This window comes from Amycolatopsis sp. NPDC051102 (assembly GCF_040682815.1).
In the GTDB taxonomy this organism is placed as follows: domain Bacteria; phylum Actinomycetota; class Actinomycetes; order Mycobacteriales; family Pseudonocardiaceae; genus Amycolatopsis.
In genome coordinates this window covers 745609-771179 of sequence record NZ_JBFBBT010000001.1, presented here as the reverse complement: position 1 = coordinate 771179, position 25571 = coordinate 745609, and the positions used below count along the sequence as shown (strand labels likewise).

The 25571-nt window shown below is 73.8% G+C and carries 24 protein-coding genes; 16 read left to right on the top strand and 8 right to left on the bottom strand.

Features of this window, described 5'->3' with window-relative positions:
• Position 1: 1 nt before the first annotated feature.
• From AB0M93_RS03270 to AB0M93_RS03250, 5 genes are read right to left on the bottom strand one after another with little or no spacing between them, the layout of a single operon-like run.
• Positions 2-268: an acyl carrier protein gene (locus tag AB0M93_RS03270; protein ID WP_003100549.1), complete on the bottom strand. Its 267-nt coding sequence runs from the start codon at positions 266-268 to the stop codon at positions 2-4.
• Positions 265-1563 (bottom strand): type III PLP-dependent enzyme, encoded by a 1299-nt coding sequence (locus tag AB0M93_RS03265; RefSeq protein ID WP_364267855.1) that lies wholly within the window; start codon positions 1561-1563, stop codon positions 265-267. Before AB0M93_RS03265 ends, AB0M93_RS03270 begins: the two co-directional genes overlap by 4 nt.
• The gene (locus tag AB0M93_RS03260; RefSeq protein WP_364267853.1) at positions 1560-2903 is read right to left on the bottom strand and encodes an ATP-grasp domain-containing protein; all 1344 of its coding nucleotides are present in this window, start codon (positions 2901-2903) and stop codon (positions 1560-1562) included. The genes AB0M93_RS03265 and AB0M93_RS03260 overlap by 4 nt, the downstream gene beginning before the upstream one ends.
• On the bottom strand, positions 2900-3859 hold the full coding sequence (locus AB0M93_RS03255) for a ketoacyl-ACP synthase III family protein (RefSeq protein WP_364267852.1): 960 nt from the start codon (positions 3857-3859) through the stop codon (positions 2900-2902). The genes AB0M93_RS03260 and AB0M93_RS03255 overlap by 4 nt, the downstream gene beginning before the upstream one ends.
• A gap of 19 nt (positions 3860-3878) precedes the next feature.
• The gene (locus tag AB0M93_RS03250) at positions 3879-5456 is read right to left on the bottom strand and encodes a condensation domain-containing protein (protein ID WP_364267850.1); all 1578 of its coding nucleotides are present in this window, start codon (positions 5454-5456) and stop codon (positions 3879-3881) included.
• Between the two features lie 232 nt (positions 5457-5688).
• On the opposite strand from AB0M93_RS03250, the gene AB0M93_RS03245 reads away from it, so the two are divergent.
• The 13 genes from AB0M93_RS03245 to AB0M93_RS03185 all read left to right on the top strand — a co-directional run bounded on the left by AB0M93_RS03245 (position 5689) and on the right by AB0M93_RS03185 (position 20201).
• Positions 5689-5814, top strand: coding sequence for a hypothetical protein (locus AB0M93_RS03245; protein ID WP_310969766.1), 126 nt, complete (start codon positions 5689-5691; stop codon positions 5812-5814).
• 261 nt (positions 5815-6075) lie between these two features.
• Positions 6076-6606, top strand: coding sequence for a hypothetical protein (locus AB0M93_RS03240; protein WP_364267848.1), 531 nt, complete (start codon positions 6076-6078; stop codon positions 6604-6606).
• Positions 6603-7058 carry a hypothetical protein gene (locus AB0M93_RS03235; protein ID WP_364267846.1) on the top strand — a complete coding sequence of 152 codons (456 nt, stop codon included), beginning with the start codon at positions 6603-6605 and terminating at the stop codon, positions 7056-7058. Before AB0M93_RS03240 ends, AB0M93_RS03235 begins: the two co-directional genes overlap by 4 nt.
• Complete coding sequence (locus AB0M93_RS03230; protein WP_364267844.1) at positions 7051-7488, top strand: hypothetical protein; 438 nt, start codon at positions 7051-7053, stop codon at positions 7486-7488. The genes AB0M93_RS03235 and AB0M93_RS03230 overlap by 8 nt, the downstream gene beginning before the upstream one ends.
• The gene (locus AB0M93_RS03225) at positions 7476-8057 is read left to right on the top strand and encodes a GNAT family N-acetyltransferase (protein ID WP_364267842.1); all 582 of its coding nucleotides are present in this window, start codon (positions 7476-7478) and stop codon (positions 8055-8057) included. Before AB0M93_RS03230 ends, AB0M93_RS03225 begins: the two co-directional genes overlap by 13 nt.
• Entirely contained in the window at positions 8054-11218 is a 3165-nt protein-coding gene (locus AB0M93_RS03220) for a S41 family peptidase (RefSeq protein WP_364267840.1), read from the top strand. Before AB0M93_RS03225 ends, AB0M93_RS03220 begins: the two co-directional genes overlap by 4 nt.
• The gene (locus AB0M93_RS03215) at positions 11215-11916 is read left to right on the top strand and encodes a 4'-phosphopantetheinyl transferase superfamily protein (protein ID WP_364267838.1); all 702 of its coding nucleotides are present in this window, start codon (positions 11215-11217) and stop codon (positions 11914-11916) included. Before AB0M93_RS03220 ends, AB0M93_RS03215 begins: the two co-directional genes overlap by 4 nt.
• A 273-nt stretch (positions 11917-12189) precedes the next feature.
• Positions 12190-15051 (top strand): type 2 lanthipeptide synthetase LanM family protein, encoded by a 2862-nt coding sequence (locus AB0M93_RS03210; RefSeq protein ID WP_364267836.1) that lies wholly within the window; start codon positions 12190-12192, stop codon positions 15049-15051.
• A gap of 32 nt (positions 15052-15083) precedes the next feature.
• Positions 15084-15302, top strand: coding sequence for a hypothetical protein (locus tag AB0M93_RS03205; RefSeq protein ID WP_364267834.1), 219 nt, complete (start codon positions 15084-15086; stop codon positions 15300-15302).
• Positions 15303-15413: 111 nt separating this feature from the next.
• Entirely contained in the window at positions 15414-18350 is a 2937-nt protein-coding gene (locus AB0M93_RS03200) for an AAA family ATPase (RefSeq protein WP_364267832.1), read from the top strand.
• A 162-nt stretch (positions 18351-18512) separates the two neighbouring features.
• On the top strand, positions 18513-18791 hold the full coding sequence (locus AB0M93_RS03195) for a hypothetical protein (RefSeq protein ID WP_364267830.1): 279 nt from the start codon (positions 18513-18515) through the stop codon (positions 18789-18791).
• Positions 18788-19849 (top strand): DUF6348 family protein, encoded by a 1062-nt coding sequence (locus tag AB0M93_RS03190; protein WP_364267828.1) that lies wholly within the window; start codon positions 18788-18790, stop codon positions 19847-19849. The genes AB0M93_RS03195 and AB0M93_RS03190 overlap by 4 nt, the downstream gene beginning before the upstream one ends.
• 154 nt (positions 19850-20003) lie before the next feature.
• Positions 20004-20201 carry a hypothetical protein gene (locus AB0M93_RS03185; RefSeq protein WP_364267826.1) on the top strand — a complete coding sequence of 66 codons (198 nt, stop codon included), beginning with the start codon at positions 20004-20006 and terminating at the stop codon, positions 20199-20201.
• Positions 20202-20204: 3 nt separating this feature from the next.
• Here AB0M93_RS03185 and AB0M93_RS03180 read toward each other — a convergent pair whose 3' ends face one another.
• On the bottom strand, positions 20205-21125 hold the full coding sequence (locus tag AB0M93_RS03180; RefSeq protein ID WP_364267824.1) for an aldo/keto reductase: 921 nt from the start codon (positions 21123-21125) through the stop codon (positions 20205-20207).
• An 86-nt stretch (positions 21126-21211) separates the two neighbouring features.
• On the opposite strand from AB0M93_RS03180, the gene AB0M93_RS03175 reads away from it, so the two are divergent.
• Positions 21212-21781, top strand: coding sequence for a TetR/AcrR family transcriptional regulator (locus tag AB0M93_RS03175; protein ID WP_364267822.1), 570 nt, complete (start codon positions 21212-21214; stop codon positions 21779-21781).
• Between the two features lie 6 nt (positions 21782-21787).
• Here the strand turns inward: AB0M93_RS03175 and AB0M93_RS03170 are convergent, their stop codons facing one another.
• A complete protein-coding gene (locus AB0M93_RS03170; RefSeq protein ID WP_364267820.1) occupies positions 21788-22987 on the bottom strand; it encodes an FAD-dependent monooxygenase in 1200 nt (399 codons plus the stop codon).
• Positions 22988-23095: 108 nt separating this feature from the next.
• Here AB0M93_RS03170 and AB0M93_RS03165 point away from each other — a divergent pair, with 108 nt between their 5' ends.
• The gene (locus tag AB0M93_RS03165) at positions 23096-23575 is read left to right on the top strand and encodes a MarR family transcriptional regulator (RefSeq protein WP_364267818.1); all 480 of its coding nucleotides are present in this window, start codon (positions 23096-23098) and stop codon (positions 23573-23575) included.
• Positions 23576-23593: 18 nt separating this feature from the next.
• Here the strand turns inward: AB0M93_RS03165 and AB0M93_RS03160 are convergent, their stop codons facing one another.
• Positions 23594-24460: an alpha/beta hydrolase gene (locus AB0M93_RS03160; RefSeq protein ID WP_364267816.1), complete on the bottom strand. Its 867-nt coding sequence runs from the start codon at positions 24458-24460 to the stop codon at positions 23594-23596.
• 119 nt (positions 24461-24579) lie between these two features.
• Between AB0M93_RS03160 and AB0M93_RS03155 the strand changes: the two genes are divergently transcribed.
• Positions 24580-25488, top strand: coding sequence for a sigma-70 family RNA polymerase sigma factor (locus AB0M93_RS03155; RefSeq protein ID WP_364267814.1), 909 nt, complete (start codon positions 24580-24582; stop codon positions 25486-25488).
• Positions 25489-25571: the final 83 nt, after the last annotated feature.

Below are 25571 nucleotides of genomic sequence, written 5' to 3'. Positions count from 1 at the left end.
CTCAGACCGCCGCGGCGGCCCTGGCGAAGGCCGACTCGATGTAGTCGGTCAGGCTGCCGACCGTGCGGAAGACCTCTGGGCCCAGCTCGTCCGGGTCGATCTCGAGGCCGATGGTGTCCTCGAGGCTCATCAGCAGCTCGATGACGCTGGTGGAGTCGAGCGCCAGGTCCTCGAACAGGCGCAGCTCCGGGGTGACGCCGCCGATCTCCTTGTTGAGCACGGCGGACAGGGCGATCTCCAGGTGGGCGACGATCTCGGTGCGGTTCATCTCGGCTCACTTCCCGTGCTGGTGGTGGAGGGCTGGAAAAGGTGCTGCTTGCGCAGCAGGTCCGCGGGCTCGTCGCGGTCGCGGACCAGGAAGGCCGCACCTCCGCGCACGAGCACCTCGGCGGGGAACCCGTGGCTGAGGAACAGCCCGGGCGAAGCCGACGGCCCGTAGGCGCCGGAGTTCAGGACGCCGACCAGGTCGCCGGCGCGCAGGTCGGGCAGTTTCACCTGCTTGAGCAAGGTGTCGTTGGGCGTGCACAGCGGCCCGGTGACGGTCCACGGGCGCGGCTCGACGGTGTCGTCGGTGTCCTCGCCGGCGGCGCGCGGCGTGAGCAGCACGGCCGGGAAGTTGCGCTTGACGAACGAGCCGATGCCGACGGCGGCCATGTGGTGGTGGGTGCCGCCGTCCGCGACCGCGAACCGCTCCCCCATGGACTCCTTGACGTACCGGACGCCGAGCACGTAGACCCCGGCGCGGCCGGCCAGGAACCGGCCGGACTCCATGATCAGCCGCGTGCCCGGGTGGGCCCGGTGGAACGCCTCCAGCATCGGGTTGATCTCGGCGGCCACGTCGGCGGCTTCGAGGTCGTCCTCGCCCTCGAAGTAGGCGACGCCGAGGCCGCCGCCGATGTCGACCGCTTCCAGCCGGATGCCGGTCTCGGCGGCCACCCGCTCGGCCAGGTCGAGGGCGTAGCGCGTGTTCTTGCCGATGACGTCGGCGTCGAGGATGCGGGTGCCCATGTAGACCTGGATGCCGGCGACGTCGGCGTGGCGGTACTCCGCCAGCCGCGGGCCGGCCGCGAGGACCTGCGCCTCGTCGATGCCGAACTGGCGGGGCTTGCCGCCCATGGTCAGCCGGGACCCGCTGATCGCGCAGGTCGGGTTGATCCGCAGCAGCACCCGCTGCCGCTTGCCGAGCTCGGCGCCGAGCCGTTCGATGTCGTCGAGTTCGTCGAAGGACTCGCAGACGATCGCGTAGACGCCGGCATCGAGGCACGCCCGCAGTTCTTCCTGGCTCTTGCCCGGGCCGAGGAAGATGATGTCCTCCGGCCGCGCACCGGCCTTGAGCACGGTCTGAAGCTCCACAATGGACGAAACCTCGGCCCGCGCGCCGCCGCCGTGCAGGGCGGCGAAGACGCTGATGTTCGGGTTCGCCTTGAGCGAGTAGAACACCTCCAGCGCGGGGTGCAGCACCGCGCGCAGGCCGGTGATGGTGGCGTGCAGGACGTCGCCGTCGTAGACGTAGAGCGGCGTGCCGAAGCGCGCGGCCAGGTCCTGGTAGTCGATGTCGGTCATGCGGTTTCCCCTGCGATGGCGCCGAGCCGGCGCTCGGCCTCGGTCCGGACGGCGAGGGCCTCCTCCGGCGAGTCCCCGACGCAGATCGCGTAGAGACGGCCGTGGAAGGAGCCCTCGCCGGTGTTCGCGGCGTTGAGCGTCGCGAAGTTGTTGACCAGCACGCCGGTGTCGCCGGCGCCGGTGAAGAACAGGTCGCCGAGCGCGGTCTCGACCTCGGCGAAGGTGTGCTCGCGCTGCAGCTTCAGCGAAAAGGTCGCCGCGATGGCGTGCCGGCCCTCGGGGATGAACTTCTCGGCGATCCGGCTCTGGTAGGTCGACATGTTGAACCGGGCGTTGATCTCCAGGCACGGGTAGAGCGTGCCGTCGGCGGCGAGCATCGCGTCGACGCCGACCATCCCGAAGAAGCCCTCGTCGTGCAGGGCGCGGCCGATCTTCTCGACGGCTTCGGCCAGCTCGCGCGCCGCGATCTCCGGCAGCTCCACCGGGAAGCGGTGGCCCTGGTGCACGCCGTTCTTCAGCACGGCGGCCTTGACCGTCTCGAAGCGGACACCGCCGGTGCGGGAGACGACGAACTGGTAGTTCAGATCCTGGGCGTGCTCGATCCAGGACTCGACGACCAGGTTCGCGGGCGCCTCGGCGCCTCGGCGCTCGATCAGGCGCAGCAGGCGGTTCGCGCCGCGCTCGTCCTCGACGACGACCATGCCGCGCCCGGAGACGCCGAGCGACTCCTTGACCACGACCCGGCCACCCAGCGCGAGTTGCGCGGTGAGGGCGTCCCGGAGCTCGCCGACGGTGTGCACCACCCGGCCGGGCACCTGGCGCAGGCCGAGGGAGTCGACCAGGCCGCGGCTGAACACCTTGCCGTTGACCGCCTTGCAGATCTGCGCGGTCGAGCCGGCCAGCGGCAGCCCGGACTCCTTGGCCAGCGCCTCTTCCGACGCCGAGATGCCCAGCGGCATCAAGTAGGTGTTGCCGTCGGCCAGCTCCCGGAGCTTGCTCAGCAGCTCCGGCGAGTTCAGCGCGTCCTCGGTCACCATCGCGTCCGGGTCGTTGTGCTCGGCGATCAGCGTCGAGCCGTCGGCCGCGCCGATCCGGGCGAGGTAGCCGGCGAACGCGGCGTCCATGGGTGCCTTCAGCACCACCAGGTCGCCCTCGCCGGCCAGCAGCGCGCCCATCTCCTCCATGCGGTTGACCGTGGCCCCCGCGAACGAGATGCCGGCGCCGGGCAGTTTCGGCTCGCCCACCGCCCAGCTGCGCTCCACCTCGAAGTTGTTGACGAAGACGAACCGAGCCCCGGCGTCGCCGGTCAGGTCCTTCTTCAGCCGTGCCACGAAATTCATCCCTGGTTCCCTTCTCCGATCTCGACGACGGCCGCCGCGAAGGTCGCCCCGAGGCCGGCCGAAGCCAGCAGCACGAGGTCCCCCGGATCGACCCGCCCGTCCGCGCGCACCGCCGCCAGGTTGATGAACGGGTCGGAGCTGTAGCAGTGGGCGTACTTCCCGACGTTGTCCAGGAACACGCGGTCCCGCGGCACGCCGAGCGCGCCCGCGATGCGTTTCCAGGACAGCTTGTTGACGTTGTGCGGCAGGATGGCGGCGATGTCCGCGGCGGCGACCCGGGCGTCGTCGAGGGCGTCCTGCATGACCTGGGCGAGCGCGTCCGGGTAGAGGTGCTTGTAGGCCAGCTGCAGCGCCTCGTCGCAGTCGATGCCGCGGTAGAACTCGCCGAGCACGGTCAGCGCCCGCCCGAGGACGCGGTCGCCGCGCGGGTCCGGGCCGAGCAGCACCGCGGCGGCGCCGTCGCCCTGGATCGTGGTGTCGCGGATCAGCCGGGACTCGTGCATCAGCACCTTGTCGCCGGTCACCACGAGCACGCGGTCGCCGGGGCCCGCGGTCGCCAGCAGCGACCGCGCGATGTGCAGGGCCTGGATGCCGACCACGCAGTTGAGGTGCGACAGGCTGAACGCGGTCGCGCGGTCCAGCCGCAGCCGCGTCCGCACGTCCTCGAGGAGCCCGGGCGTGGCGACGGCGACGTGCTGCATGGTGTGCGCGTGGACCAGGAACCGGACCGAGTCGCGGTCGATCCCGGCCAGCGCGCGCTCCCCCGCGCCCGCCAGCATGTCGGCGAGGTCGAGACCGTCGGCGACGGCGACGCGGTCGAGGCCGAGGAAGCGGGTGAAGAAGCGAAGCTGCGTCGCGTCGAGGCCGAGCGGGCCGGCCAGGTCGGCGACCGGCAGGCTCGTCTCCGGCACGAACGACGCCACCCGTTCCAGGCGGGGTGCTTCGAGCAGGGACATGGTTTCCTCCATCTCCGGCTCAGCCGCCGGCCGGCACGAGCTCGTGCGCGAGGGCGGACAGGGGGCGGGCGGTGGTGAACGGGACGAGCCCGGCCGACCAGCCGCGTTCGTGCAGGGCTTCCACCACGCGGGGCAGGCGCAACACGCGCCCGCCCGCGCCGGTGTAGCTGGCGGCCGGGTCGACCTCGCCGAGGCCGTTGACCTCCGCGACGACGTCGGTGAGCACGTGCTCGGCGGGCGCGGTTCCCGTCCGGGCCTGGTCCACGGCGCCGGAGCCGGTCCGCGGCGGCGCCGGGGCGAAGCCGATGAGTGCGGCGGCCTCGCTGACGCGCAGGTCGGTGCCGGGGTCGCGGTGCGCCTCGACGAGCCGGGCGTAGCCGCGCAGGAACCGTTCGACGGCGGCGGCGTCCATCACCGCGTCCAGCGCCTGCAGGGCCAGGGTGATGCCGTCGGCCCATTCGTAGACGCGCAGGTAGCTGTCGGAGCCCGCGAGCGCCCAGTCGGCGGGGGCCGCGTTGACCGCGTACCGGTCCCGCTTCGCCCGGCACGACCGCGGCGCGTTGTCGAGGAAGTTCAGCTCCGCGACCACGCGCACACCCTTTTCGGCCATCAGCTCGTACACGCGGTCGTAGGGCACGTGCGCATTCGCCATCGCCTGGCTCACGCGGGTGGCGGACGCCTTGACCACGGCCGAAAACAGCGGATCGCCGTCGAGGTCGGCGAGCACCGGGGTCGGGTAGGACAGGCACGTGACGGCGCCGCCGAAGCCGCTGGCGTCGCGCTGGCTGGTGTACATCCGGTGCGCGAGCCGGGTTTCCCCGGTGTAGGCGGCGAGCGTGACGGCATAGGCGGCCAGGTGCACGGCCGAGGGCCACACGTGCTCGCGGGCCGCGATCGCCCGGGCGGCCGGCAGCAGCGACGGGACGGTGAAGGAGGCGCTGTGCGCGGCCTCGGAGGCCTTGCGGCGCGCGGAAAAGACGTCCGCGGGGAGCTTCTTCACGATGTCGCGCCAGTACCCCAGCGCGGGTTCGAGGTCAGCCTCGGTGCGGCTCTCCTCGAAGCGGGCGAGGTCCACCGGCTGGTGTTCCACCGGATCCAGCACCGCAGGGCGGCCCTCGGTGCGCGCGGCGAGCAGCTCGTCGAGCTCGGCGGCCAGGCGGTCGAGGGCGACGTCGTCGAAGGCGAGGTGATTGAAGACCAGGTGCAGCCGGACCAGGCGGCCGCCGGTGGTGACCACGCAGGCTCGTAGCGGCCACTCGCGGGCCAGGTCGAACGGGGTACGGGTGAGGCGCGCGATGACGTCCACGGCGTCCTCGGTGGTCGCCTCGGTGACCGGCTGCGGTGCCGGCGGCTGCACGAGCTGGCGCGGCCAGGCACGGCCGTCGGCCGCGGTGCCGGTCAGGTCGTAGACCGTCCGCAGGACTTCGTGGCGGCGCACCAGGTGGGTGAGGGCGGTGCGGACGGCCGCGACCGTGCAGCCGGCAGGCAGCGGGTAGCTGGTGCCGATGTGTGCCTCGTGCCGCGACCGCGCCGGCACCCGCAGGTACCGCAGCAGGTGGTGGTGCTGTCCCCAGCAGAGGTTCGCGCTTTTCGCCACGGGGTCCTCCAACGGTGAATCGTGGTACGCCGATGGTGGGCGGCCGCGGCGGAAATGGTTAGCCCCTGGCGGTGGCACGTTCTCCGTGGCACGAACATGACACCGGACGGCGCGCAGTTTCCCTTGACCCGCAACGCACTCGTCGGTGAATCTGGTGTGGCCCCGCCGGAACGTGCGAAATGCGGACCGGATCTGCGGGGGAAATCCCAACAAACGAAAATGAGGAGCACCCATGTCGAAGGAAGCTTCGAAGGTCGCCAGCAAGGTCGCGTCGAAGGTCGCCTCGAAGGTCGCCAGCAAGGAGGCCTCCAAGGAGGCGTCCAAGGAAGCCTCGAAGGTCGCTTCCAAGGAGGCGTGACGGCGCGGCGGGATGGCGGCGCACCGCACCGGATCGCGCCGCCGTCCCGCCGGACCCGGCACTTTCACGTGAAAGTGCCGGCCTCGCGGCCACCGCGGGCGCGGCACCGCCGCCGGCACACGCCGGCCGGTGCCGTTCCCGCGGCACGCCGCCCACCACGAGAGGGCACTTTCACGTGAAAGTGCCCTCCGCAGCGCCGGCGGGGCGGCACTTTCACGTGAAAGTGACCGATACCGCACGCCCACCAGCCCGGGAGGGGCCATGACCTCGATCGCGCCCGCCGCACCGACCGCCGCACCGGTGGCGCTCGCGCTGCCGCGGTGGTCGGCGCGCGCCTATGCGGACTCCGACCGGTTCGCCGTGCTCGCCCTGTTCGCCGACCCCGGCTTCTTCTTCCGCACCGACCGGCCGGACACGCGGCCGGAGTGGGAGGTCCTCGCGCTCCTCGGCGACGACACGCGCGTTCTCCTCGCCGACGGCGAGCCCGCCGGCCTGTACGCCGTCGAACACGAGGGCAGCGAGCACGGCTGCCACTACGTCCTGCACCTGCGCCTGCGGTCCGGGGCCCCGCCGCACTGGTGGCGGGACGCCTACCGCGAGATCGTGCGGGCCCTGCGGTGGCGGCACGAGGTCGTGCGGCTGTCGGTCCGGTTCCCCGAGTTCGACCCGGCCGGCCTCGCCTTCGCGCGGTCCGCCGGCCTCACCGAAGAGGGCACGCTCGCCGGCGTGACCACCCACGAAGGCCGTCGCCGCGGCACGGTCTTCTTCTCCCAGGTCTGGGCGGAGTCATGAACCTGCGCGGATACCGCGGCACCGACCGCGACCTGCTCACCGGGCCCTGGCTCGCCGGCGAGCTGCTGGGCCTGCCGATGACGGACTGGCCCGCCCTCGCCGACCCGGCCGAGGTGCCCCCGCCCGCCGGCCACGACGAAGAGCTGTGCGTCACCGACGGCGCCTTCGTCCGCTACACCGAAATCGACTGGGTGCACCGGCGCGCCCGCCTCGAAATCGGCGTCCACAGTCGACTGTCCGATGTGGACACGATCGTCGCGGAGGCGGTCGAGCACGGCTTCACCGCCCTGAACCTGCGCCGCCTGCACGGCTGGGTCACCCCGGCCACCCGGCCCGGCACCGGCGCGCTGACCGCGGCCGGGTTCCGGCGCGAAGCGGTCGTCCCGGCCGCCACCTGGTTCGACGGCGCACCCGCCGCACGGGAGATCTGGGGGACGATCCGCCATGACTGAGCTGAGACCGCTTTCGCCCGCCGAGGCCGCGCGGGGACTGCGCCGCGCGGGCGAGGCCGCGCGCGGGTTCCTCGGCACCGACCCGGTGACCCAGAACGACGCCCTGCTGGTGCGCGAGCTCGTCCGCCGCGAAGCCCAGGTGTACGCCGCGGGCGGTGCGCTCGTCGGCTGCGTGCCGAACCGGGCGCAGCCGCGGCAGGCGTACGTGTCGAGCACGTCGGCCGGCCCCGAGCCGGTGCGCGCGCTGCTCGGGCACCTCACCACCTACCAGCGGCGGACGTCGTTCGTCGCGCTGGTCCCCGGAGAAGGCGCCGCCGCCTTCCTCGGGGCCGGGTTCGCCCGCACCGGCGTGCTGCCCGCCCACCGCTACGCCGGCCACGCCTTCCACGACGTGCTGGTCCTGGTGAAGGAGGAGCCATGCCGATCGTGACCGTCCGGCACTTCACCGAGGAGGACGTCCCGCTGCGCACGGAACTGCTGCGCGAGGCGCGGTTCGCCGCGAACCTCACCGACTTCGCCGTCGGCTCGGACGACGACGGCCTGCAGGCGCGCCAGCTCCGCACCATCACCGAGGAGCACCGCACCAAGCGGATCTTCACCGTGTGCGGCCCGCACGACCGCGTGGTGGGGTTCGCGTGGATCACCTCGATCGACTGGCGCGCGCAGTGCTGCGAGCTGTCCTTCGGCGTGCTGCCGCGCGACCGCGGGCTCGGCGCGTTCGCCGTCTACGCCGTGCACAAGTACCTGCGTGACGAGCTCAACATGCGCGTGATCGTCAACCAGGTCTACACGCACAACACCATGTTCCTCTCCGCCGAGGCCCTCGAAGCCCAGCACCAGGTCCGGTGCGAACGGGACTCCTACACCGTCGGCGAATGGCGGACGGCGTGCTACTGGACACTGTCCGACGAGGACATCCGGGCGCACCAGGCCTCCGCCGAGGACCGCCGCCGCGAGCTGGCCGAGCGGATCCGCGAGCGCATCGAGGCCCGGTCGTGACCGGGCGGGCCGGGTACCTGCGGACGCCCGCGATCTCCGGCGCCACCATCTACTTCGCCTGCGAGGACGACCTGTGGTCGGTGCCCGCCGAGGGCGGGCGGGCCCACCGCCTGACCGCGGGCGCCGGCGAGGCCCGGCGGCCGCGGATTTCCCCGGACGGCACGGAAATCGCGTTCGTCGGCACCGACGACGGCCCGGCCGAGGTGTACGTCATGCCGGCCGAGGGCGGCCGTCCCCGCCGGCTGACGCACCAGGCGGGCCGCTGCCTCACCGTCGGCTGGCACCCGCACACCGGCGAGGTGCTGTACGCGACCGACGCCGAACAGCCGTCCGGTTTCGGCGCGCGCCTGTTCTCGGTGCCACCGGCCGGCGGTCCCGCGCGGCCGCTGCGGCTCGGCCCGGCCGACACGATCGCCTTCGGGGACGGCGGGGTGGTCGTCGGCCGCAACACCGCGGATCCCGCGCGGTGGAAGCGCTACCGGGGCGGCGGTACCGGCGAGCTGTGGTTCGGCGAGAACGAGGGCGGGCCGTTCACGCGGCTCGTCGCGCTGCCCGGCAACGTCGCCGACCCCTGCTGGGCCGGTGGCCGGGTGCACTTCATCAGCGACCACGAGGGCATCGGCAACGTCTACTCGTGCCGGCCCGACGGCACCGACCTGCGCCGCCACACCGACCACCACGACCACTACGCGCGCGGGCTCACCACCGACGGCACCCGGCTGGTCTACACCGCGGGCGCGCGGCTGCACCTGCTCGACGAGCTCGGCGCGCGGCCGGTGGAGGTCGACCTGGGCGGTGCGGCCCCGCAGCGCGGCCGCCGGTTCGCCCCCGCGGGCGAGTACCTCGACGGCGCGCGCCTGTCCCCCGACGGCACCCGGCTCGCGGTGACCGCCCGCGGCAAGGCGTTCACCTTCGCGCACTGGTCCGGCCCGGTCCGCGGGCACGGCAGCGCCGACGGCGTGCGCTACCGGCTGCTGCGCTGGCTGGCCGGCGGCCGGCAGCTCGTCGCCGTGGCCGCCGACGAGAGCCCGGACGAGCGGATCGTGCTGATGGACGCCGAGGGCGGCGAGGACGCCCCGGTGCTCGTCGCCGGCGGCGTCGGCCACATCACGGAGCTGACCGCCTCCCCCGCGTCCGGGCTCGTCGCCTTCGCGACCAGCCGCCAGCGCGTGTGGGTGGTGGACACCGCCGACGTCCTTCCCCGGCCGCGGCTGCTCGACGCGAGCCGGCACGAGCGCATCGAGGACCTCGCGTGGTCGCCGGACGGCCGCTGGCTGGCCTACACGTTCCCGGAGTCGCCGCGGACGTCGTCGATCAAGGTCGCCGACACCGCGTCCGGGCGGACCCACCGGATCACCGAGCCGGTGGTGCGGGACGCGCGCCCGGCGTTCGACCCGTCCGGCCGGTACCTGTACTTCCTCGGCCAGCGCGATCTCACGCCCGAGCTGGACCAGGTGCAGTTCGACGTCGGGTTCCCCTTCGGCTCGCGGCCGTACCTGGTCACGCTGCGGGCGGGCGACCCGTCGCCGTTCGAGGCGCGGGTCGCCGTGCCCGGGCAGGCGCTGCCCGCCACCCGCGGCGACGGCCGGGTGGAGATCGACCTCGACGGGATTTCCCGGCGGGTGGCGGCGTTCCCGGTGCCCGAAGGCCGCTACAGCGACATCGCGGCGCTGCCCGGCCGGGTACTGCTGCTGTCGGTGCCGCTCGCCGCGCCCGATCCGGCGCACCCGGGTTCCGGCGCCGAGGGCACGGTGTCCCTGGTGGACCTGGCCTCCGGCCGGGTCACCGCGGACTGCCTCGGCGCGGTCGACGAACTGGACGTGCGGGGCGACGTCGTGCTGCACCGCACCGACAGCCGGTTGCGGGTGCTGCGGGCCGACGCCGCCGCCGACCCGCCCGACGGCGAGGAACCGGGCCCGGCCACCGGCTGGGTCGACCTCGGGCGCGTCAAGGTGCCGTTCGACCCGTCCGCGGAGTGGCGGCAGATGTTCCGCGAGGCGTGGCGGCTGCAGCGCGAAGGCTATTGGGACGCGCGGATGTCCGGTCTCGACTGGGACGCCGTCTACGACCGGTACGCGCCGCTCGCGGAGCTGGTGTCGTGCCGCGCCGAGCTGTCGGACCTGATCTGGGAGCTGCACGGCGAACTCGGCACCTCGCACGCGTTCGAGCGCGGCGGCGAGTACCGCGCCGGGCCGGACGAGGCGCAGGGTTTCCTCGGCGTCGACTGGGACACCCCGGCCGACGGCTCGCACTGGCGGATCGCGCGGATCCTGCACGGGGACCCGTGGAACCCGAAGGCCGGCTCGCCGTGCGCGCGGCTGGGTGCGGACATCCGCGCGGGCGACGCCGTGATCGCGGTCAACGGACGGCGGGTCGGCCCGGCGGGTCCCGGCGAGCTGCTGGTCGGCCAGGCCGACCGCGAGGTGGAGCTGACCGTGCGGCGCGGCGCGGCCGAACACCGCGTGGTCGTGCGGGCGTGCGCGAGCGAGGCGCGGGCGCGGTACCTGGACTGGGCCGAGGGCAACCGCGCGTACGTGCGGGCGGTGTCGGGCGAGCGGCTGGGCTACCTGCACGTGCCCGACATGACGCGCGCCGGGTACGCCGACTTCGTCCGCGGGTTCCTCACCGAACTCGATCGCGACGGCCTGATCGTGGACGTCCGGTTCAACACCGGCGGCCACGTCTCGCCGCTGCTGCTCGACAGGCTGGCCCGGCGCCGCACCGGCACCGAGCACGGCCGGTGGAGCGGGATGGCGCCCTATCCCACGGAGTCGCCGCGCGGCCCGATGGCGACGCTGCTCAACGAGCACACCGGCTCCGACGGCGAGATCTTCGCCCACGTCTTCCGCGCGCTCGGGCTCGGCCCGCTGATCGGCCGGCGCAGCTGGGGCGGGGTGATCGCGACCTGGCCCCGGCACCGGCTGGTGGACGGCACGGTCACGACGCAGCCCGAGTTCCGCTACCGGTTCGGCGACGCGGGCGGCTCGCTGGAGAACCACGGCGTCGAGCCCGACCTCGCGGTGGTGCCCGCCCCGGACCGGCTGCTGCCGGGCGAGGACGACCAGCTCGCGGCGGCCGTCGCGCACCTGCTGGCCGAACTGGGCGAGGACACCGGCGAACCCGCGCCCCGGGCGGCCCTGCTGCTGCCGCAGGCACCATGACCGGCGGCGTCGACGGCTGGCTGCTGCCGGTCCGCCCGCGGCCGGAGTGGCTCGGGCTGCTGACCGGGGAGGAACGCGGCCGCCTCGCCCGGCTGGCGCCCGCGGCGAGGGACGTGTTCACGGCTTCCCGTGCGCTGCAACGGCTTTGGGCCGCTCGTGCGGCCGGTGTCCCACCGGCGGAGGTGGTGATCGACCGGTCGTGCGGGCACTGCGGCGACCCCGCCCACGGCCGGCCGCGGGCAGCGGGCGCCCCGGCGTATTCGGTGTCCCACACCGGGCACTGGCTGCTGCTCGCGGCGGTAGAGACGGGCGTCATCGGCGCTGACATCGAAGACCCGGCTGCGGCGGCCGACCCGGGCGGACTGGCCGGGGTGGTCCTGTCGGCCGAGGAGCACCGTGAGTTCGCGGCGGCGGACCCGGCGGAGCACGCCGCCCGGTTGCTGACGGCGTGGACGCGGAAGGAGGCGGCGATGAAGCTGGCCGGCCTGGGCCTGGCCGCCGCCCCGGCGCGGGTGGACGTGCGAGGGCCGCTGGCCCGATCGGACGTCCCGGGCTGGCCGCGCGAGCCGGTGCACCTGCGCTCGCTGGCCGTGCCGGGCGGGCACGTCGCGGCGCTCGCCACGACTGTGCCGGTGCGCACGGTCCGGTGGCGCACCCTCGCCGACCTCGAGGCGCCGGTGCCGGCGGGCCGGCCATGACCGGCGGCTTGCGGGGCCCCCTCACCCGGCCGGGCGTACCCGATCGGCCGCATTCCCCCGGGCACCGGCCATTCCGCCGGCTGCGGGCCCGCGGTGACCGGGCGCGGAGTCCGGTCCCGTGACCTGCTGGAACTTCGGCCCGCGGAAGTCCGCACGACGGGTTTGACCCCGGGTCGGCGTGGGTACTCTCGTCCGCCACTCGGAGCAGAGGCCCCCAATCTGGGTAGCGAGTACCCATGTACGCGCATCTCCCAGGATGCGAGTCTCATCGGCGTGAGCCAGACAGTGGAACGTCCCGAGCAGGCCCCCCGCGAGGCATCGGCCTGGTGGACCGCCGCTCGCCTCCCCGGTGAGGCGGGCGAGAGCGGCGACCGGCCCGGCTGGGCGCTGCTCACCGACGACGTCCTGGCCGCCCTGCCCGCCGAAGGGGACTGGCCCGCGCCCGTCGGCGCCGACGGGGACCGCGTCTTCCGCCACGCCGTGCTCCCGTTCCTCGCCGCCACCCGCAGCCTGCTGGTGAGCCGGGTGGCCGCCGCCGAGCCGGTGTGGCCGGGTGTCGAGACCTGGCTCTGCGGGCAGCTCACGGCCCTCGCCGCCCGGACCTTCGTGCTGGAGCTGCACTCGGCGAAGAAGGCCGGCCTGCTGCGCGGCGCCACCGGGCGGGATCGGTTTGTCGACTTCCTGCGCCTGCTCGGCAGCCGCGATCACCTCACCGGCGTGCTGACCCGGCACCCGCTGCTGGCCCGGCTGCTCGCCCAGACCTGCCTGCGCACCGCCGACGCCGTCGCCGAGCTGCTCACGCGGTTCGCCGCGGACCACGCGCAGCTGCGCGCCGGCCTGCTGGCGGGCAGCACGGCCGAGCTGAGCGAGCTGACGCTGGGTGCGGGCGATGTGCACTCCGGTGGCCGCGCGGTGGCCGTGCTCGGCTTCGCCGACGGGCGGCGGCTCGTCTACAAGCCGCGGCCGCTCGGCCTGCTCGCCCGCTGGGGCGACCTGCTGCGCTGGTTCGCGCAGGTGCGGCCGGGGCTGGCGCCGCGCCCGCTGGGCGTGCTGGCCCGCGACGGCTACGGCTGGGCCGAGTACGTGCCCGCACGGCCGTGCGCCGACCAGGCCGGTGTCGAGCTGTTCTACCGCCGCCAGGGCGCGCTGCTGGCCCTGCTCTACGCGCTCGACGCCACCGACATGCACTGCGAGAACCTCATCGCCGCCGGCGACCAGCCGATGCTGGTGGACGTCGAGACGCTGTTCCACCCCGCGTTCACGGCGCTGACCCGCAACGGGCCCGACCCGGCGGCCGCCGCCCTGCGGCGCTCGGTCGCCCGCACCGCCCTGCTGCCCACGCTGATGCTCGGCGAGCACGGCGCTCTCGACGTCTCGGCGTTCGGCGGCGGCAACGGGGAGCCGAGCCCGGTGGAGGTGCCGCACTGGGCCGGCGCCGGGACCGACGACATGCGCCTGGCCCACGGGCCGCTACCCTACGCCGGCGGCGCGAACCGCCCGGTGCTCGCCGGGGCCGAGGTCGACGCCGGGATGTACCGGCAGAGCCTGCTTAGTGGGTTCCGCGCCGCCTACGAGTCCCTGGTGGACCGCCGCGCCGAGCTGCTCGGCGGCGTGCTGGACGCGTTCGCCGGCGAGGAGATCCGCCTGGTCATGCGCCCGACGCAGGTGTACGTGACGCTGCTGACCGCCGCGACGCACCCGGCACACCTGACCGCGGGCGCCGCCCGCCCCGCGGCGTTCGCCTCGCTCGCCGAGGACCACGGGAAGGCCCACCTGCCCACGCTCGTGTCCCACGAGATCACCGAGCTGTGCGCCGGCGACGTGCCGGTGTTCACCACCGCCGCGGGGTCGGTCGACGTCACCACCGGCACCGGCGAGGTGCTGCCCGGCCTGCTCGCCGCCAGCGGCCTCGACCAGGCCCGCGCGAAGATCGCGCAGCTGTGCGCGGAGGACCTGCGCGAGCAGGAGTGGTTCGTGGAGGCCACGCTCGCCACCCGCCGCCCGGAGGTCCGCCACCGCGCGGGCGCGCCGCTGCCCGGCGCGGTCGCCGCCGTGGTGCCCGACAGCCAGCACCTGCTGGCGCTGGCGTCGGCGATCGGCGACGACCTCGTCGCCCGTGCCGCCCACGACGACGGCCGGGCCAACTGGGTCGGCCTGGAACTGCTGGACGGCCGGCACTGGCTGGTGCTGCCGATGGGCGCCGGGCTCGCCGAGGGCTACTGCGGCACAGCGCTGTTCCTGGCCCAGCTGGGCCGGCTGACCGGCACCGCCCGGTACTCGGAGCTGGCCGCCAAGGCCGTGCGGACGCTGCCGATGCTCGTCGAGGTCCTCGCCGAACACCCCGAGCTGGCGCGCGAAGTCGGGTCCGGCGGCTTCTTCGGCCTGGGCGGCATCTGTTACGCGCTCGCCCGCCTGGCGTCGCTGCTCGGGGACAGCGCCCTCGCCGCCTGCCTGCCCGCCGCGATCGCCGCGACCGCCGCCGCCGACGCGGCCGCGCCCGCCGGCGTCGGCGAAGGCACCGCGGGCGCGCTCGCCGCGATGCACGCCGTGCACGCGGAAAGCGGGCTGCCCGAAGCGGCCGAGCTGGCCGCCACGCTCTCCCGGCGCCTCGCCGGTGCCCCGCGCCCCGCCGCCCCCGGTTTCCTGTGGGGCGCGGCGGGTGTCGACTGGGCACTCGGCCGGGGCGGCCGGACCGCGGTGGACGCGGTGTCCGGCGACCTGGGCTGGTGCTCGGGCGTGGCCGGCCGGGTCCTCGCCGCGGCCGCCGCACGCGGGCAGGCCGGGCCGCCGCCCGGCCCCGCCACGCAGGCGGCGGACAGTTTCTCGGCCGCGGTGGCCGCCCGGCCGCCGTCCGCCGACCAGTCCCTCTGCCACGGCGAGCTCGGCACCCTGGAAACCCTCGTGGTACTGGCCGGGCAGGGACACGAACCGTCGGTCTCCGCGTTGCGGAGGGCGACTTCGCGCCTCGTGGGCGCGGTGGAAGGTCACGGGCTCCAATGCGGTACTCCGCACGGAGTAGCGAGCCCCGGCCTGCTGACCGGAACCGGGGGTATCGGTTTCGGGTTGTTGCGGGTCGGTTTCGCCGAACAGGTTCCGTCGGTTCTGCTGCTGGAGCCGTCGGGACGTCACCAGTAATTGCCTCGAAACACCTCATCCTGGGAGTGAAGATGCGCAACGACACCAACGCCGGCGAATTCGACCCGACCACCGCCGGCTCCGAGGTGGACAGCCCGCTCGGCGACACCACGCCGGGCGCGGAATCCGCCCCCAGAACGAAGGTCGGTGTCCGGGCGGGGATTCTCGCCGGCTTGACCCTCGGTGTCGCCAGTGCCGCGGTGGTCACGATGGACATCAGCACCGTGGTGAGCAACCACACGCACGCGTGACGTGCTCGCCACGGCACGAAGCGTGACAAGATGCGAAATCTTGAGGTCCGAACAGTGGAATCTCCACCGGAAGACCACCGATTTCGTGACACCGGTCTCTAAGGTTGGCGCATGCGCACCCGTGCCCCCGCTCTCGTCGGCCGCGGAACGGAGATCGACGAGATCGAGCGGGTGTTGCACGACGCTCGCCGCTCCTCCGGATCGGCCGTGTTCGTCACCGGGGAACCCGGCATCGGCAAAACCCGGCTCGCCGCCGAGGCGGTGGGTCGCGCCCTCGACGCGGGGCTGGTGGTGCTGCGGGGACGCGGCAGCACCACCGGGCCCGCCGTGCCGTTCCGGGCCCTCACCGAGGCCCTGCTGTCCCTCGCCCGCACCGGCGGCCACGAGCTGGTCGAACAACTCGGGCCGTACCGGTCGGTGCTGGGCAGGCTGATCCCGGACTGGGCCGCCGGCGCGGACACCGCGGGCGACTCCTCCCTGGTCGTGCTCGCCGAGGCGACGCTGCGGCTCACCGGGCTGGCCGGGGCGGGCCGCGGCTGCCTCTTCGTCGTCGACGACCTCCAGGACGCCGACGTGGAAACCCTCGCCGTGGTGGAGTACCTCGGCGCCAACATCCGCACGCAGCCCGTGGTCCTGCTGGCCACGTTGCGCGCCGACCCCTCGCCCGCGCTGGAGGCGGCCCACGCCGCCGCCCGGCGCGGTGAGGGTTTCCTCCTGCCGCTGGACAGCCTCGGCCCGGCCGAGGTGCGGGAAGTGGTGGCGTCGTCGCTCGGCGCCGAGCCCGGCCAGGTGTCGGCCGAAGTGGCCGAACGGCTCTTCGCCGACAGCGCGGGCAACCCGCTGGTCGTCGAGGAACTGCTGCACAGCATGGTGGCCGCGGGCGAGCTGGTGAACGGCGCGGCGGGCTGGCGGTTCACCGGCCACAGCCGCGGCGCGGTGCCTTCGACGCTCGTCACGATCATCACCCGCCGCGCCGACCGCCTCGGCGAACGCGGCAAGCAGCTGCTCGCCATCGCCGCGGTGCTCGGCCGCCGGTTCCCGCTCTCGGTGGTGCAGCGGGTGAGCGAACTGGACGACCACAGCCTTTTCGGGCATCTGCAGTCCGCCGTGGCCGCGCAGCTGCTGATCGCCGACGAGCGCGGCGAAGACTGGTACGCCTTCCGCCACCCGCTCACCGCCGAAGCCCTGCTGACCCTGCTCAACCCGGCCGAACGCGTGGCGCTGTCGGCGAAGGCGGCCGACGCCGTGGTGGAGCTGCACCCCGACCTGCCGGGCGAGCTGTGCAGCCTCGCCGCGTCGCTGCGGCTGGGTGCCGGTGATCGCTGGGCCGCCGCCGACCTCTACCGCGAGGCCGCCCGCCGCGCGCTGGCCGAGGGCGCACCGGGATCGGCGATCGCCGTGCTGGAACACGCGGTGAACCTGCTCGGCGACGACGCGGCCCGCGGCGGCGAACAGTCCGGGCGGTACCGGGACCTGCTGGAGCTGCTGCTGTTCGCGCTGGCCGAGGCGGGGCAGTTCGACCGCGCGGTGAAGGTGGCCGGCTCGCTGCGGCCGGCCGACGGCCGGGACCGGGCCCGCCAGATCCGCGTCCACGTGCGGCTGGCGTGGGCGGCGCAGGTCGCCGGCCGGTGGGCGGAGGGTTTCGAGCAGGTCGCCGCGGCCCGGGCCCTGCTCCCCGAAGGGGAACTGGACGAAGAGACCGTCGCGGTCGACGCGGTGGACGCGTACCTGTCGATGTCGGGCCCGGCTCCCGACCGGGTGCGCCGCAGCGAAGAACTGGCCCGCCGCGCGGTCGCCGGGGCCGAGCGGATCGGCTCGCCGTCGACGGCCTGCCAGGCGCTCTACGCGGTCGGGTTCGTCGTGCGCGAACGGGACATGGCCGAGTCGGACGAGTGCTTCCGGCGGATGCTCGACAACGCCGCCGAGCACCGGCTGACGAACTGGCGCAACTACGCGCTGGTCGGCCTGGGCGGCAACGCGTGGCTGTCCGAGGCGGACCCGTCCGGTTTGGAGACCGCGCGCGCCGAGGCGTTGCGCACCGGCGGGATCAGCCTGGCGTACAACGCGGAAGCGGTGCTGGGCCTGCATTCCGTGCTGTGCGGCCGGTTCGACGAGGCCGGGCGACGGCTCGGCGAGTGCTACGAGGAGGCGTCGCGGATCAAGCTGTTCGCGGTCACCCGGTACGTCCAAATGGCACAGGCGGTGCTGGCCGGCCACCGCGGCGACCGGCGGGCGATGGAGGCCGCCCTGGCCGAATTCCGGCGCGACGGCGGGGACACCGGCCCCGAGGCACCGCTTGCCCGCGGCCTCGCGCAGGTGTTCTGTTCGTTGCTGGAGGAGGACCGCGAGACGGCCCGCGCCGAGCTGGAAACGCTCGCGGCCGACCAGGCCCGCCAGCAGAGCACGTTCCACCTGGCCGGCACGCACGGCCTGAAGCTCCTGCTCGACGCCATCGCCGGCGACGCGACCTGGGACGACCACCGGCGCGTCGCCACCGGCGCGGCCGGCGGGATGCGCTGGAACCGCCAGTTCGTCCTGCTGGCCGAGGCGGTCCTGCACGGCCGCGAACAAGCGCACGAAGCCGCCGCGGCGGCGATGCGCCGGGCGGCGCAGGCGGCCGCCCCGTTCGGCATCGCCCGCCCGCTCGGCCTGCGCCTGGCGGCGGAACCGGCGGTCGACCACGGCTGGGGCGAACCGGCGGAATGGCTCCGCGAAGCCGAAACCCGCTTCCACGGCGCGGACGTGATCCCGGTGGCCAGCGCGTGCCGCGCCCTGCTGCGCCGGGCCGGCGCGTCGGTGCAGCAGCGCCGCACGGGAACGGAACGGGTACCGGAGAGCCTGCGCGCGATCGGCGTGACCCTGCGCGAGTACGAGGTCTTCGAGCTGCTGGCGTTCCGCCTCAGCAACAAGGCGCTCGCGGCGCGCCTGCACATTTCGCCGCGCACGGTGGAAAAGCACGTGGCGGCGCTGCTGATGAAGACGTCGGTGCGGGACCGGGCCGAACTGGCGCAGTTCGCGGCCGAGCAGTCATCGACCTCGGATGTCTGATCCCGGGTGATCTGGAGGGTCCCGCTCAGCTTGCCGTCACGGGGGCCAGGTACGCGGTGACCCTGCCGCGGCGCGCGGGTCGAGCAGGTCCAGGAGTTCGAGCGTGCGCGGCTGGAGGCCCTTGCCCGGCTCCCGATCTGCGGCCCGGGTTGAGCATCGACGATGCGCACCTTCACCCCCTTGCGGGCCAAGGTCGCAGCGGTGATCAGGCCGGTCGGGCGCGGCTACGCCTCCCAGATGCAGGCGCGGCAAGAGGAGGCTCTCGTCGCCGCCATCGCGTCAGACCCCGAGGCGCCCACCTCCGCCACCGCTCGTCGTGCGCTCGCCCGCTTCACCCTGGACGCCTGTTCCCTGGCCCGGGACGCGGAGAACCCGCTGGCCGCAGTGGAGGAAACCTTCGATCTCGTCGAGCGCGGCTTCGCGCATAGGCTGACGCGGTGATCGAACCGCAAGAGCACGACGCGGCCGTCGAGGTCGGTGTCGCGGCGTTCCGGGCCGGCGATGAGCCGCCCTCCGACGAGCAGGTGCGGCAACGGCTGGCCGGTGCGGGCGTCGAACCGTGGCTGGCCGAGCGGCTGCTGCTGTTCCTGCCGGTGGCCTACACGCGCCGGTTGCTCTCGGATGTGTCGTTCACCGGCACGCTCCTCGCCCCGGGCGGGCGGGTGCACCTTGCGGAAGAGCCGGTGTTCGCCGCCGCGCTGGCCCGGGCGCAGCGGGCCGGCCGCGGTGAGATCGAGCGGATCGCCCTGCGCAGCGGCGAGTTCGACGCCATCAACAACGCCCTGCAGTCCGGGTCGAAGCTCGCGGATCTCGAACTCGGCGAGCCGACGCTGACCGGCGACCTGCCACCGGCCGGCCCGGGCGACGGCGGCGTGCCGTCGCCGCGCGCGGCGTTCCAGGAGCTCCTGCGCGAGCACGGCGTGGCGGACCGGACCGGCGCCGACGCCCGGATCTTCCCGCACCCCGCACCCCCCGGCGTGGTCATGGCCCAGGTCGACTTCACGGTGACGCACCCCGCGCTGGCCGGGCCACGGCTGGTGGAGAGCTTCGCGGGACACGGGCCCACCTGGCGCGACGCGCTCGGCCGCGCCCTGAACCTGTTCGCGGGCGGCGCCCTGCACCCGATCGTCGACGGCCTCCTGCGCCCCGGCGCCGCCGCCGGCCAGGTCACCCGGGAGCGGTACGACCACCCGGACGGGCCGTTCGACCTGGTGCTCGGCCCCTGGATCACGCTCTTCACCGACGAGGAGGTGCCCGGCACCCGGGCACTCCTGGACCAGCTGCTGGCGGCCTTGCGCGCCGAGCCCCTCACCCGTCAGGTGCACGCACTGCGCCTCTTCTCCGCCCACCACGACGGACGGCTGCAGAGCAGCGAAGTGCTGGTGGACAGCGAACCGTGGGCCGCCGGTGAAGCGCTGGTCGCGAGCCAGGCCGCCCCGTTGCCCGGCCGGGTGGCGGTGCGCGTCTTCGGGCTGCTCGTCCCGGTGCCGGGGCACTGACCGGATCGCCGTTCTCCGGCCCGTGACTGGTGGGGCACCAGTGGGGGTCACCCGAGATGGTGGCGTGTGCGGCGGATCCGTTCCGCCGCACCGGTTCCGGGGCAGTCCCCCGGCACGGCAAACCGGAAACCGGCTCTACGACAGGAGAATCGCCATGCGACGCATCACTGCCACGATCGGTGCCTTGGTGTTGACGACCGGAATCCTCTTCGGCACGACGGGATCGGCGTCGGCCCAGACGGAAACCGTGCCGGGGGTCTGGTGCGTGGGCAGCTCGCTCGAGTTGTTCGCCACCAACGCCCTCTGCGTCCTCCCCCGCAACTTCCCCGTTCTCGGCATCCCGGCGGTGTGACGGTCAGTCCCGGCCCTCGTCCATCGACCGGCTGAGGACGGAGGCCATCGACCGGCTGGGCACGGCGTCCAGCGCGGCCAGGGTCTCGTCGTCGAACACGATCCCGGCGGCGGCGATGTTGGCCTCGAGGTGCGCCGCGCTCGCGGTGCCCGGGATCAGGTGGACGTTCGGGGCGTGGTGCAGCAGCCAGGCCAGCCCGACCTGCTCCGGCGTGCGGCCGAGGGCCCGCGCGGCGGCCTGCACCGCGGGTTCTTCGGTCACCTTCGGCAGGTCGGGGAACGCCCCGCCGAGCGGGAAGAACGGCACCCAGGCGATGTCTTCCGCGACGCACAGCTCCAGCATGTCCTCGTCGTCGCGGCTGACGAGGCTGTAGGCGTTCTGCACGCAGGCGATCCCGGCCGGCAGGGCCCGGCGCAGGATGTCGAGGGTGACGCTGCTGAGCCCGATCGCGCCGATCTTGCCCTCGTCGCGCAGCGCCGTCATCACCGCGAGCTGGTCGTCGAGGTCGACGAGCTGGTCGCCCTCGGCGACCACGCCGGGCCGCCGGTCGGCGCGGCGCAGGTTGACCAGCGGGATCCGGTCGAGGCCGAGCGCCCGGAGGTTGTCCTCGACGCTCGCGCGCAGCTCCTCGGGCCGTTGCGCGAGGCGGAGCGGGACCGGGCCGCCGGGGTTGGGGTCGGCGCCGACCTTGCTGGCGACCAGGAAGTCGTCGCCGGCTTCCAGGGCGTCGCGGATGACCCCGTTGACGAAGCCGTTGCCGTAGAACTGGGCGGTGTCGACGTGGTCGACGCCGAGCTCGGCCGCGCGGTGCAGCAGGGCGACGGCCGCGGCGCGGTCGTCGTGCAGGCGCTCGAGCTGCATCGCCCCGAAGCCGACGCGGAAGACAGTGCGGCCGGCGAGCGCGCCGCGTTGGGTGGAAGGCATGGGTATCCCCTGGTTCGTGCGATGATGGAGAAACGGAGGTCCCTCCGTTCAACGCCGACCGTAGCACAACCGGAGGTGCCTCCGCTTTGCCTTCCCCCGAACCCGGCCGGCCCGTGCGCTCCGACGCGCGCCGCAACCGGGACAAGCTCATCGAGGTCGCGCGGGCCGCGTTCGCCGCCGCCGACGGCACCGTCGCGCTCGAGACCGTCGCCCGCGAGGCCGGCGTCGGGATCGGCACGCTCTACCGGCACTTCCCCACCCGCGAGGCACTGGTCGAAGCCGTCTACGCGGCGGAACTCGACGACGTCACGGCGGGCGCCCCGGCCCTGCTTGCGCAACTGCCCCCCGAGAAGGCCCTCCGCGCCTGGATGGATCGCTACGCGGCCTTCGTCGCGACCAAACGCGGCATGGCGGACGTCCTGCGCGCGAGCGTGGCGTCAGGCCGCATCGCCACCCCGGCGACGCGGCAACGCATCACCGCCGCGATCGGGGCGATCCTCGACGCCGGAGCGAAGGCCGGCACGCTGCGCGCCGGAGCCGACCCGGAGGACGTCACGTTGCTCCTGCTGGGCGTGTTCCTGTCCACCCCCGGCGAACAGGACGCCGAACGGACCGGCCGGATGCTCGACCTGATCGCCGACGCGTTGCGCCCCTGACCCGCGTCAGCTCACCCGCACCGGGAAGTCCGGCAGCGTCATCGCCGAGTGCTCGGGCCGCGGCGTGCGCTGCGGCGTCGCGGAAAGCTGCCGGAGCGCGGCGTTGCGCTGTTCGAGAGCCTCCGCCGTGGCCGGGAAGAGCGTCGCCTGGCCTTCGCTCACCATCGCCTGGTTGCCTTCGACGAAGTCCCGCAGCCGGGTCTCGTATGCGGCGAAGGCCGCCTCGTGGTCCGGGATGGTCGCCAGGGCCTGGCCGAGAACGTACGCGCCCACCAGGGCGAGACTGGTGCCCTGGCCGGTCAGGAACGACGGCGCGTAGGCGGCGTCGCCGACCAGTGCGACCCGGCCCGCCGACCAGCGCGGGAGGTGGATCTGGCTGACGACGTCGAAGAACAGGTCGTCGGCTTCGCGCATCGCCGCGACCATGCGCGGGATCTCCCACCCCTCGCCGTCGAAGGTGCGGGCGACCAGGTCGCACTGGGCCTCCGGGTTCCGGAACGCCTCGATCGGCGGCTCCTGCCGGGCGAACACCAGGAAACCGTGGACCACCTCGCTGTCGAGCACCGCGTACAGCGCCGCGCCCTTGCCGGGCGTGGTCCACGTGACGCCCTCGCGGACGAGCCCGAAGTCGTTGGGCATCGTGAACCCGGCGAAGCTGTAGCCGATGTAGTGGTGGAACTGCGCCTCGTCGCCGAAGACCAGCCCACGAGTGTTCGAATGCAGGCCGTCGGCGCCGATCACCAGGTCATAGCGGTCCCGAAGGCCGCTCCGGAACGTGACGTCGACGCCGTCGTCGTGCTGCGCGAGGGTCTCGACGGTGTCGCCGAACCGGACTTCGACGTCGTCGCGCACCAGGTCGTACAGCGCGTGGATCAGGTCGCCGCGGCGGATTTCGAGGTCTTCGCCGTCGATGCCGCCGATGACCACGTTCGGGTCCAGCGAAGCCACTTCGCCGCCGTCGGCGTCGAGGAAGGTCAGCCGCCGCGTGGAGATGTGGAGGTCACGCAGGCGCGGCAGGATGCCCATCCGCCGGACGGCGTCCAGGGCCGTGCCGCGGATGTCGATCGGGTATCCCCCGGCCCGCAGCTGCGGCGACTTCTCCACGAGGGTGACCGCGAAGCCGGCCTGCCGCAGCCAGAAGGCCAGCGCGGGGCCGGCGATGCTCACTCCCGAGATCAGGACCGAACGCGAAGACGTGGCGCTCATGACAACTCCCTTAGCTAAGTTAGGTATCTAAAATGGGGGTGCGACAATGCCCTTGACCGCCCCCGACCCGGTCAACTATATACCTAAGTTAGCTATCTAAGAGGTGTGATGGGCGACACAGAAGCCGGCGACCTACGCTCCGTGCTGCCCCGGATCCTGCAGCTGGGCACCCTGATGAACCGCAGTGGCCTCGGCGAACGGGCGATGAAGCGGATCGGGGCCGACCTCGACCGGCCCGGCCTGTCGATCCTGGTTTCGCTGCACATGACCGGCAAGGCGCTGCGCGTCGGCGAGATCGCGGAACGGATGCAGGTCGCCGGGCCGCACGTCACGCGGCACCTGCACGTGCTCGAACGGCGGCAGCTCGTGCGCGGCCTGGCCGACCCGGACGACCGGCGCGCCCGGCTGGTCGAGCTGACCCCCGAGGGCGCCGAGCTCGCCGACCGGTACTTCACCACGCTGCTCGGCTGGTTCGGCGACGCGCTGGCCGGCTGGTCGCCGGAGGACCGCCGGACCTTCTACGACCTCCTGCTGCGGTTCACCGACGACTTCGCGGCGTACCTGTCGGCGACCAGCGAAGAGGACTGAACGCCGGCGGTCCCGCCGTCACCGGCCGGCGACGAAGTCCACGACGGCCTTCGCGAACAGGTCGGGCTCTTCGAGGTGCCCGAAGTGGCCGCTGCGCGCCAGCACGACGAGCCGGGACCGCGGAATCAGGCCGGCCAGTTCACGCGCCCAGCGCGGCCCGCAGATCACGTCGTACTGCCCGACGACGACCAGCGCCGGCACGGCCAGCGAGCCGAGCGCGGCCCGGTCGTCGACGGTGTCCGGCACGCGGTCGGCGTCCAGCCCGGAGATGTGGGTGCCGCGCACGCTCGCCCGCAGCGGCGCGAACTCCGCCTCACGGCCCCAGTAGTCGGCGAAGTACGCCGGCAACAGGCCGCGCAGGGCGGCGTTCATCCCGTCGTCGTCCGCGATCGACGCGGTCGCCTGGAGGGCGGCCAGCACTTCGGGCAGGCCGGGCTGATCGGCGTTGCGGCGGGCGAACTCCGCGACGTTGCGCTGGGCCTCGGCGCCGTGCTCGGGCCCGGTGACCGGGGCGCTGTCGTACAGCACCACCCCGGCGACGCGGTCCGGGTGGTGCAGCGCAAAGTACTGCGCGACGAACCCGCCGTGCGAGTGGCCGAGGAGGTGGACCTCGGCCAGGCCGAGGTGGTCGAGCAGCGCGAGCAGGGCGCGCGCGTGGCGTTCGCGGGTGTAGCCGTGCGGGTGCGACGCCAGCCGCCCGGAGCCGCCGGTGCCGATCGGCTCGACGTAGACCATCCTCAGGTGCGGTTCGAGGGCCGGCATCCGCAGGTACGCCCAGTCCACCCCGGGACCACCGGGGAGGACGACGCACACCGGCCCGCGGCCGTGGACGTGGTAGCGCTGGCGGACACCGTCGAGCTCGACGGTGTGGGTGCCGATGTCCATCAGGATTTTCTCCGTTCGCATTGTGCTGGGACACCGGCACGATGGGGGCGGCGGCGGAAAGTTCGATCAGCCGGACGTGGTCTGCGTCACAGCCGTGGTGGCCTGGGAAGATCGATCGGGTGAGCCCCATCGAGATCGAGCTGGCGCGCAGCGCCCGGGCCGGGAACGTCAGCGCGCTCGGGACGCTGCTCGCCCGGCACGAGGCCGGCATGCGCGCGGTGGCGCTGAGCATCCTGGGGTACGGACCGGACGCCGAGGACGCGCTGCAGGACGCGGCGCTGAGCGCGGTGCGCCGCATCGGCACCCTGCGCGACCCGGCGGCGGCCGGTCCGTGGCTGCAGGCGATCGTCCGCAACGAATGCCGGCGCCGGCTGCGTGCCGCCCGCCGGCTGGTGCCGGTGGCGGACCCGCGGCCACCGGCCGACCTCGCGACGCCCGAGCGTCTCCTCGACGACCACGTGTCCCGCGACTGGATCTGGCACGCGATCGACCGCCTGTCCCCCGCGCTGCGGCAGGTCGTGTTGCTGCGCCACTTCAGCGAAGTCACGTCGTACGAGCAGATCGCCGCCGCGTGCGAGGTCCCGGTGGGCACGGTCCGCAGCCGACTGAGCCAGGCGCGCGCGAAGCTGTCCGAGGCGCTGCTGGCCACGGCGGACGAGGCGTACGGCAACGCGGCAGCACGCAACGCCGCCAGCGCGCTCGAGGCCACCGACACGCTGACGGCGGCCCAGCGCGGCGAGTTCGCGGGCATCGTCGCCGACCGCTGGGCGCCCGGCATGCGCATGACGAGCGGCCAGGGCTACCGGGGCGGCCGCGCGATGGCCGTTGCGGGCATGGAACTGGACCTGGCCTACGGCGTGCGGCAGCACCTCGTCCAGGCGGTCACCAGCCGCGATTTCACGGTGTGGGAAATGGAAATGCGGAACCCGCCGCACGACCCGGAACACTGCCCGCCGTCGATCGTGTGGCTGCTGTCGCACCACGAAGGCCGGGTGGACCGGCTGCGCCTGTTCTTCCCGGCGAACTGAACGGCCACCCCCAGCCGGTTTCCGCGAAAAAGCGCCGTCCCGAACAATAGCCGTAAACATCCGCCTGGCAATGCCCACTAGTG

Excerpts from the sequence above, each read along its gene's own strand:
- AB0M93_RS03160 (WP_364267816.1), bottom strand. The coding sequence starts at position 24,460 with ATGGACATCGGCACCCACACCGTCGAGCTCGACGGTGTCCGCCAGCGC.
- AB0M93_RS03165 (WP_364267818.1), top strand. The coding sequence starts at position 23,096 with ATGGGCGACACAGAAGCCGGCGACCTACGCTCCGTGCTGCCCCGGATC.
- AB0M93_RS03265 (WP_364267855.1), bottom strand. The coding sequence starts at position 1,563 with ATGACCGACATCGACTACCAGGACCTGGCCGCGCGCTTCGGCACGCCG.
- AB0M93_RS03170 (WP_364267820.1), bottom strand. The coding sequence starts at position 22,987 with ATGAGCGCCACGTCTTCGCGTTCGGTCCTGATCTCGGGAGTGAGCATC.
- AB0M93_RS03185 (WP_364267826.1), top strand. The coding sequence starts at position 20,004 with ATGCGACGCATCACTGCCACGATCGGTGCCTTGGTGTTGACGACCGGA.
- AB0M93_RS03195 (WP_364267830.1), top strand. The coding sequence starts at position 18,513 with ATGCGCACCTTCACCCCCTTGCGGGCCAAGGTCGCAGCGGTGATCAGG.
- AB0M93_RS03240 (WP_364267848.1), top strand. The coding sequence starts at position 6,076 with ATGACCTCGATCGCGCCCGCCGCACCGACCGCCGCACCGGTGGCGCTC.
- AB0M93_RS03270 (WP_003100549.1), bottom strand. The coding sequence starts at position 268 with ATGAACCGCACCGAGATCGTCGCCCACCTGGAGATCGCCCTGTCCGCC.
- AB0M93_RS03205 (WP_364267834.1), top strand. The coding sequence starts at position 15,084 with ATGCGCAACGACACCAACGCCGGCGAATTCGACCCGACCACCGCCGGC.
- AB0M93_RS03245 (WP_310969766.1), top strand. The coding sequence starts at position 5,689 with ATGTCGAAGGAAGCTTCGAAGGTCGCCAGCAAGGTCGCGTCGAAGGTC.
- AB0M93_RS03255 (WP_364267852.1), bottom strand. The coding sequence starts at position 3,859 with ATGTCCCTGCTCGAAGCACCCCGCCTGGAACGGGTGGCGTCGTTCGTG.
- AB0M93_RS03230 (WP_364267844.1), top strand. The coding sequence starts at position 7,051 with ATGACTGAGCTGAGACCGCTTTCGCCCGCCGAGGCCGCGCGGGGACTG.
- AB0M93_RS03215 (WP_364267838.1), top strand. The coding sequence starts at position 11,215 with ATGACCGGCGGCGTCGACGGCTGGCTGCTGCCGGTCCGCCCGCGGCCG.
- AB0M93_RS03225 (WP_364267842.1), top strand. The coding sequence starts at position 7,476 with ATGCCGATCGTGACCGTCCGGCACTTCACCGAGGAGGACGTCCCGCTG.
- AB0M93_RS03180 (WP_364267824.1), bottom strand. The coding sequence starts at position 21,125 with ATGCCTTCCACCCAACGCGGCGCGCTCGCCGGCCGCACTGTCTTCCGC.
- AB0M93_RS03235 (WP_364267846.1), top strand. The coding sequence starts at position 6,603 with ATGAACCTGCGCGGATACCGCGGCACCGACCGCGACCTGCTCACCGGG.
- AB0M93_RS03260 (WP_364267853.1), bottom strand. The coding sequence starts at position 2,903 with ATGAATTTCGTGGCACGGCTGAAGAAGGACCTGACCGGCGACGCCGGG.
- AB0M93_RS03200 (WP_364267832.1), top strand. The coding sequence starts at position 15,414 with ATGCGCACCCGTGCCCCCGCTCTCGTCGGCCGCGGAACGGAGATCGAC.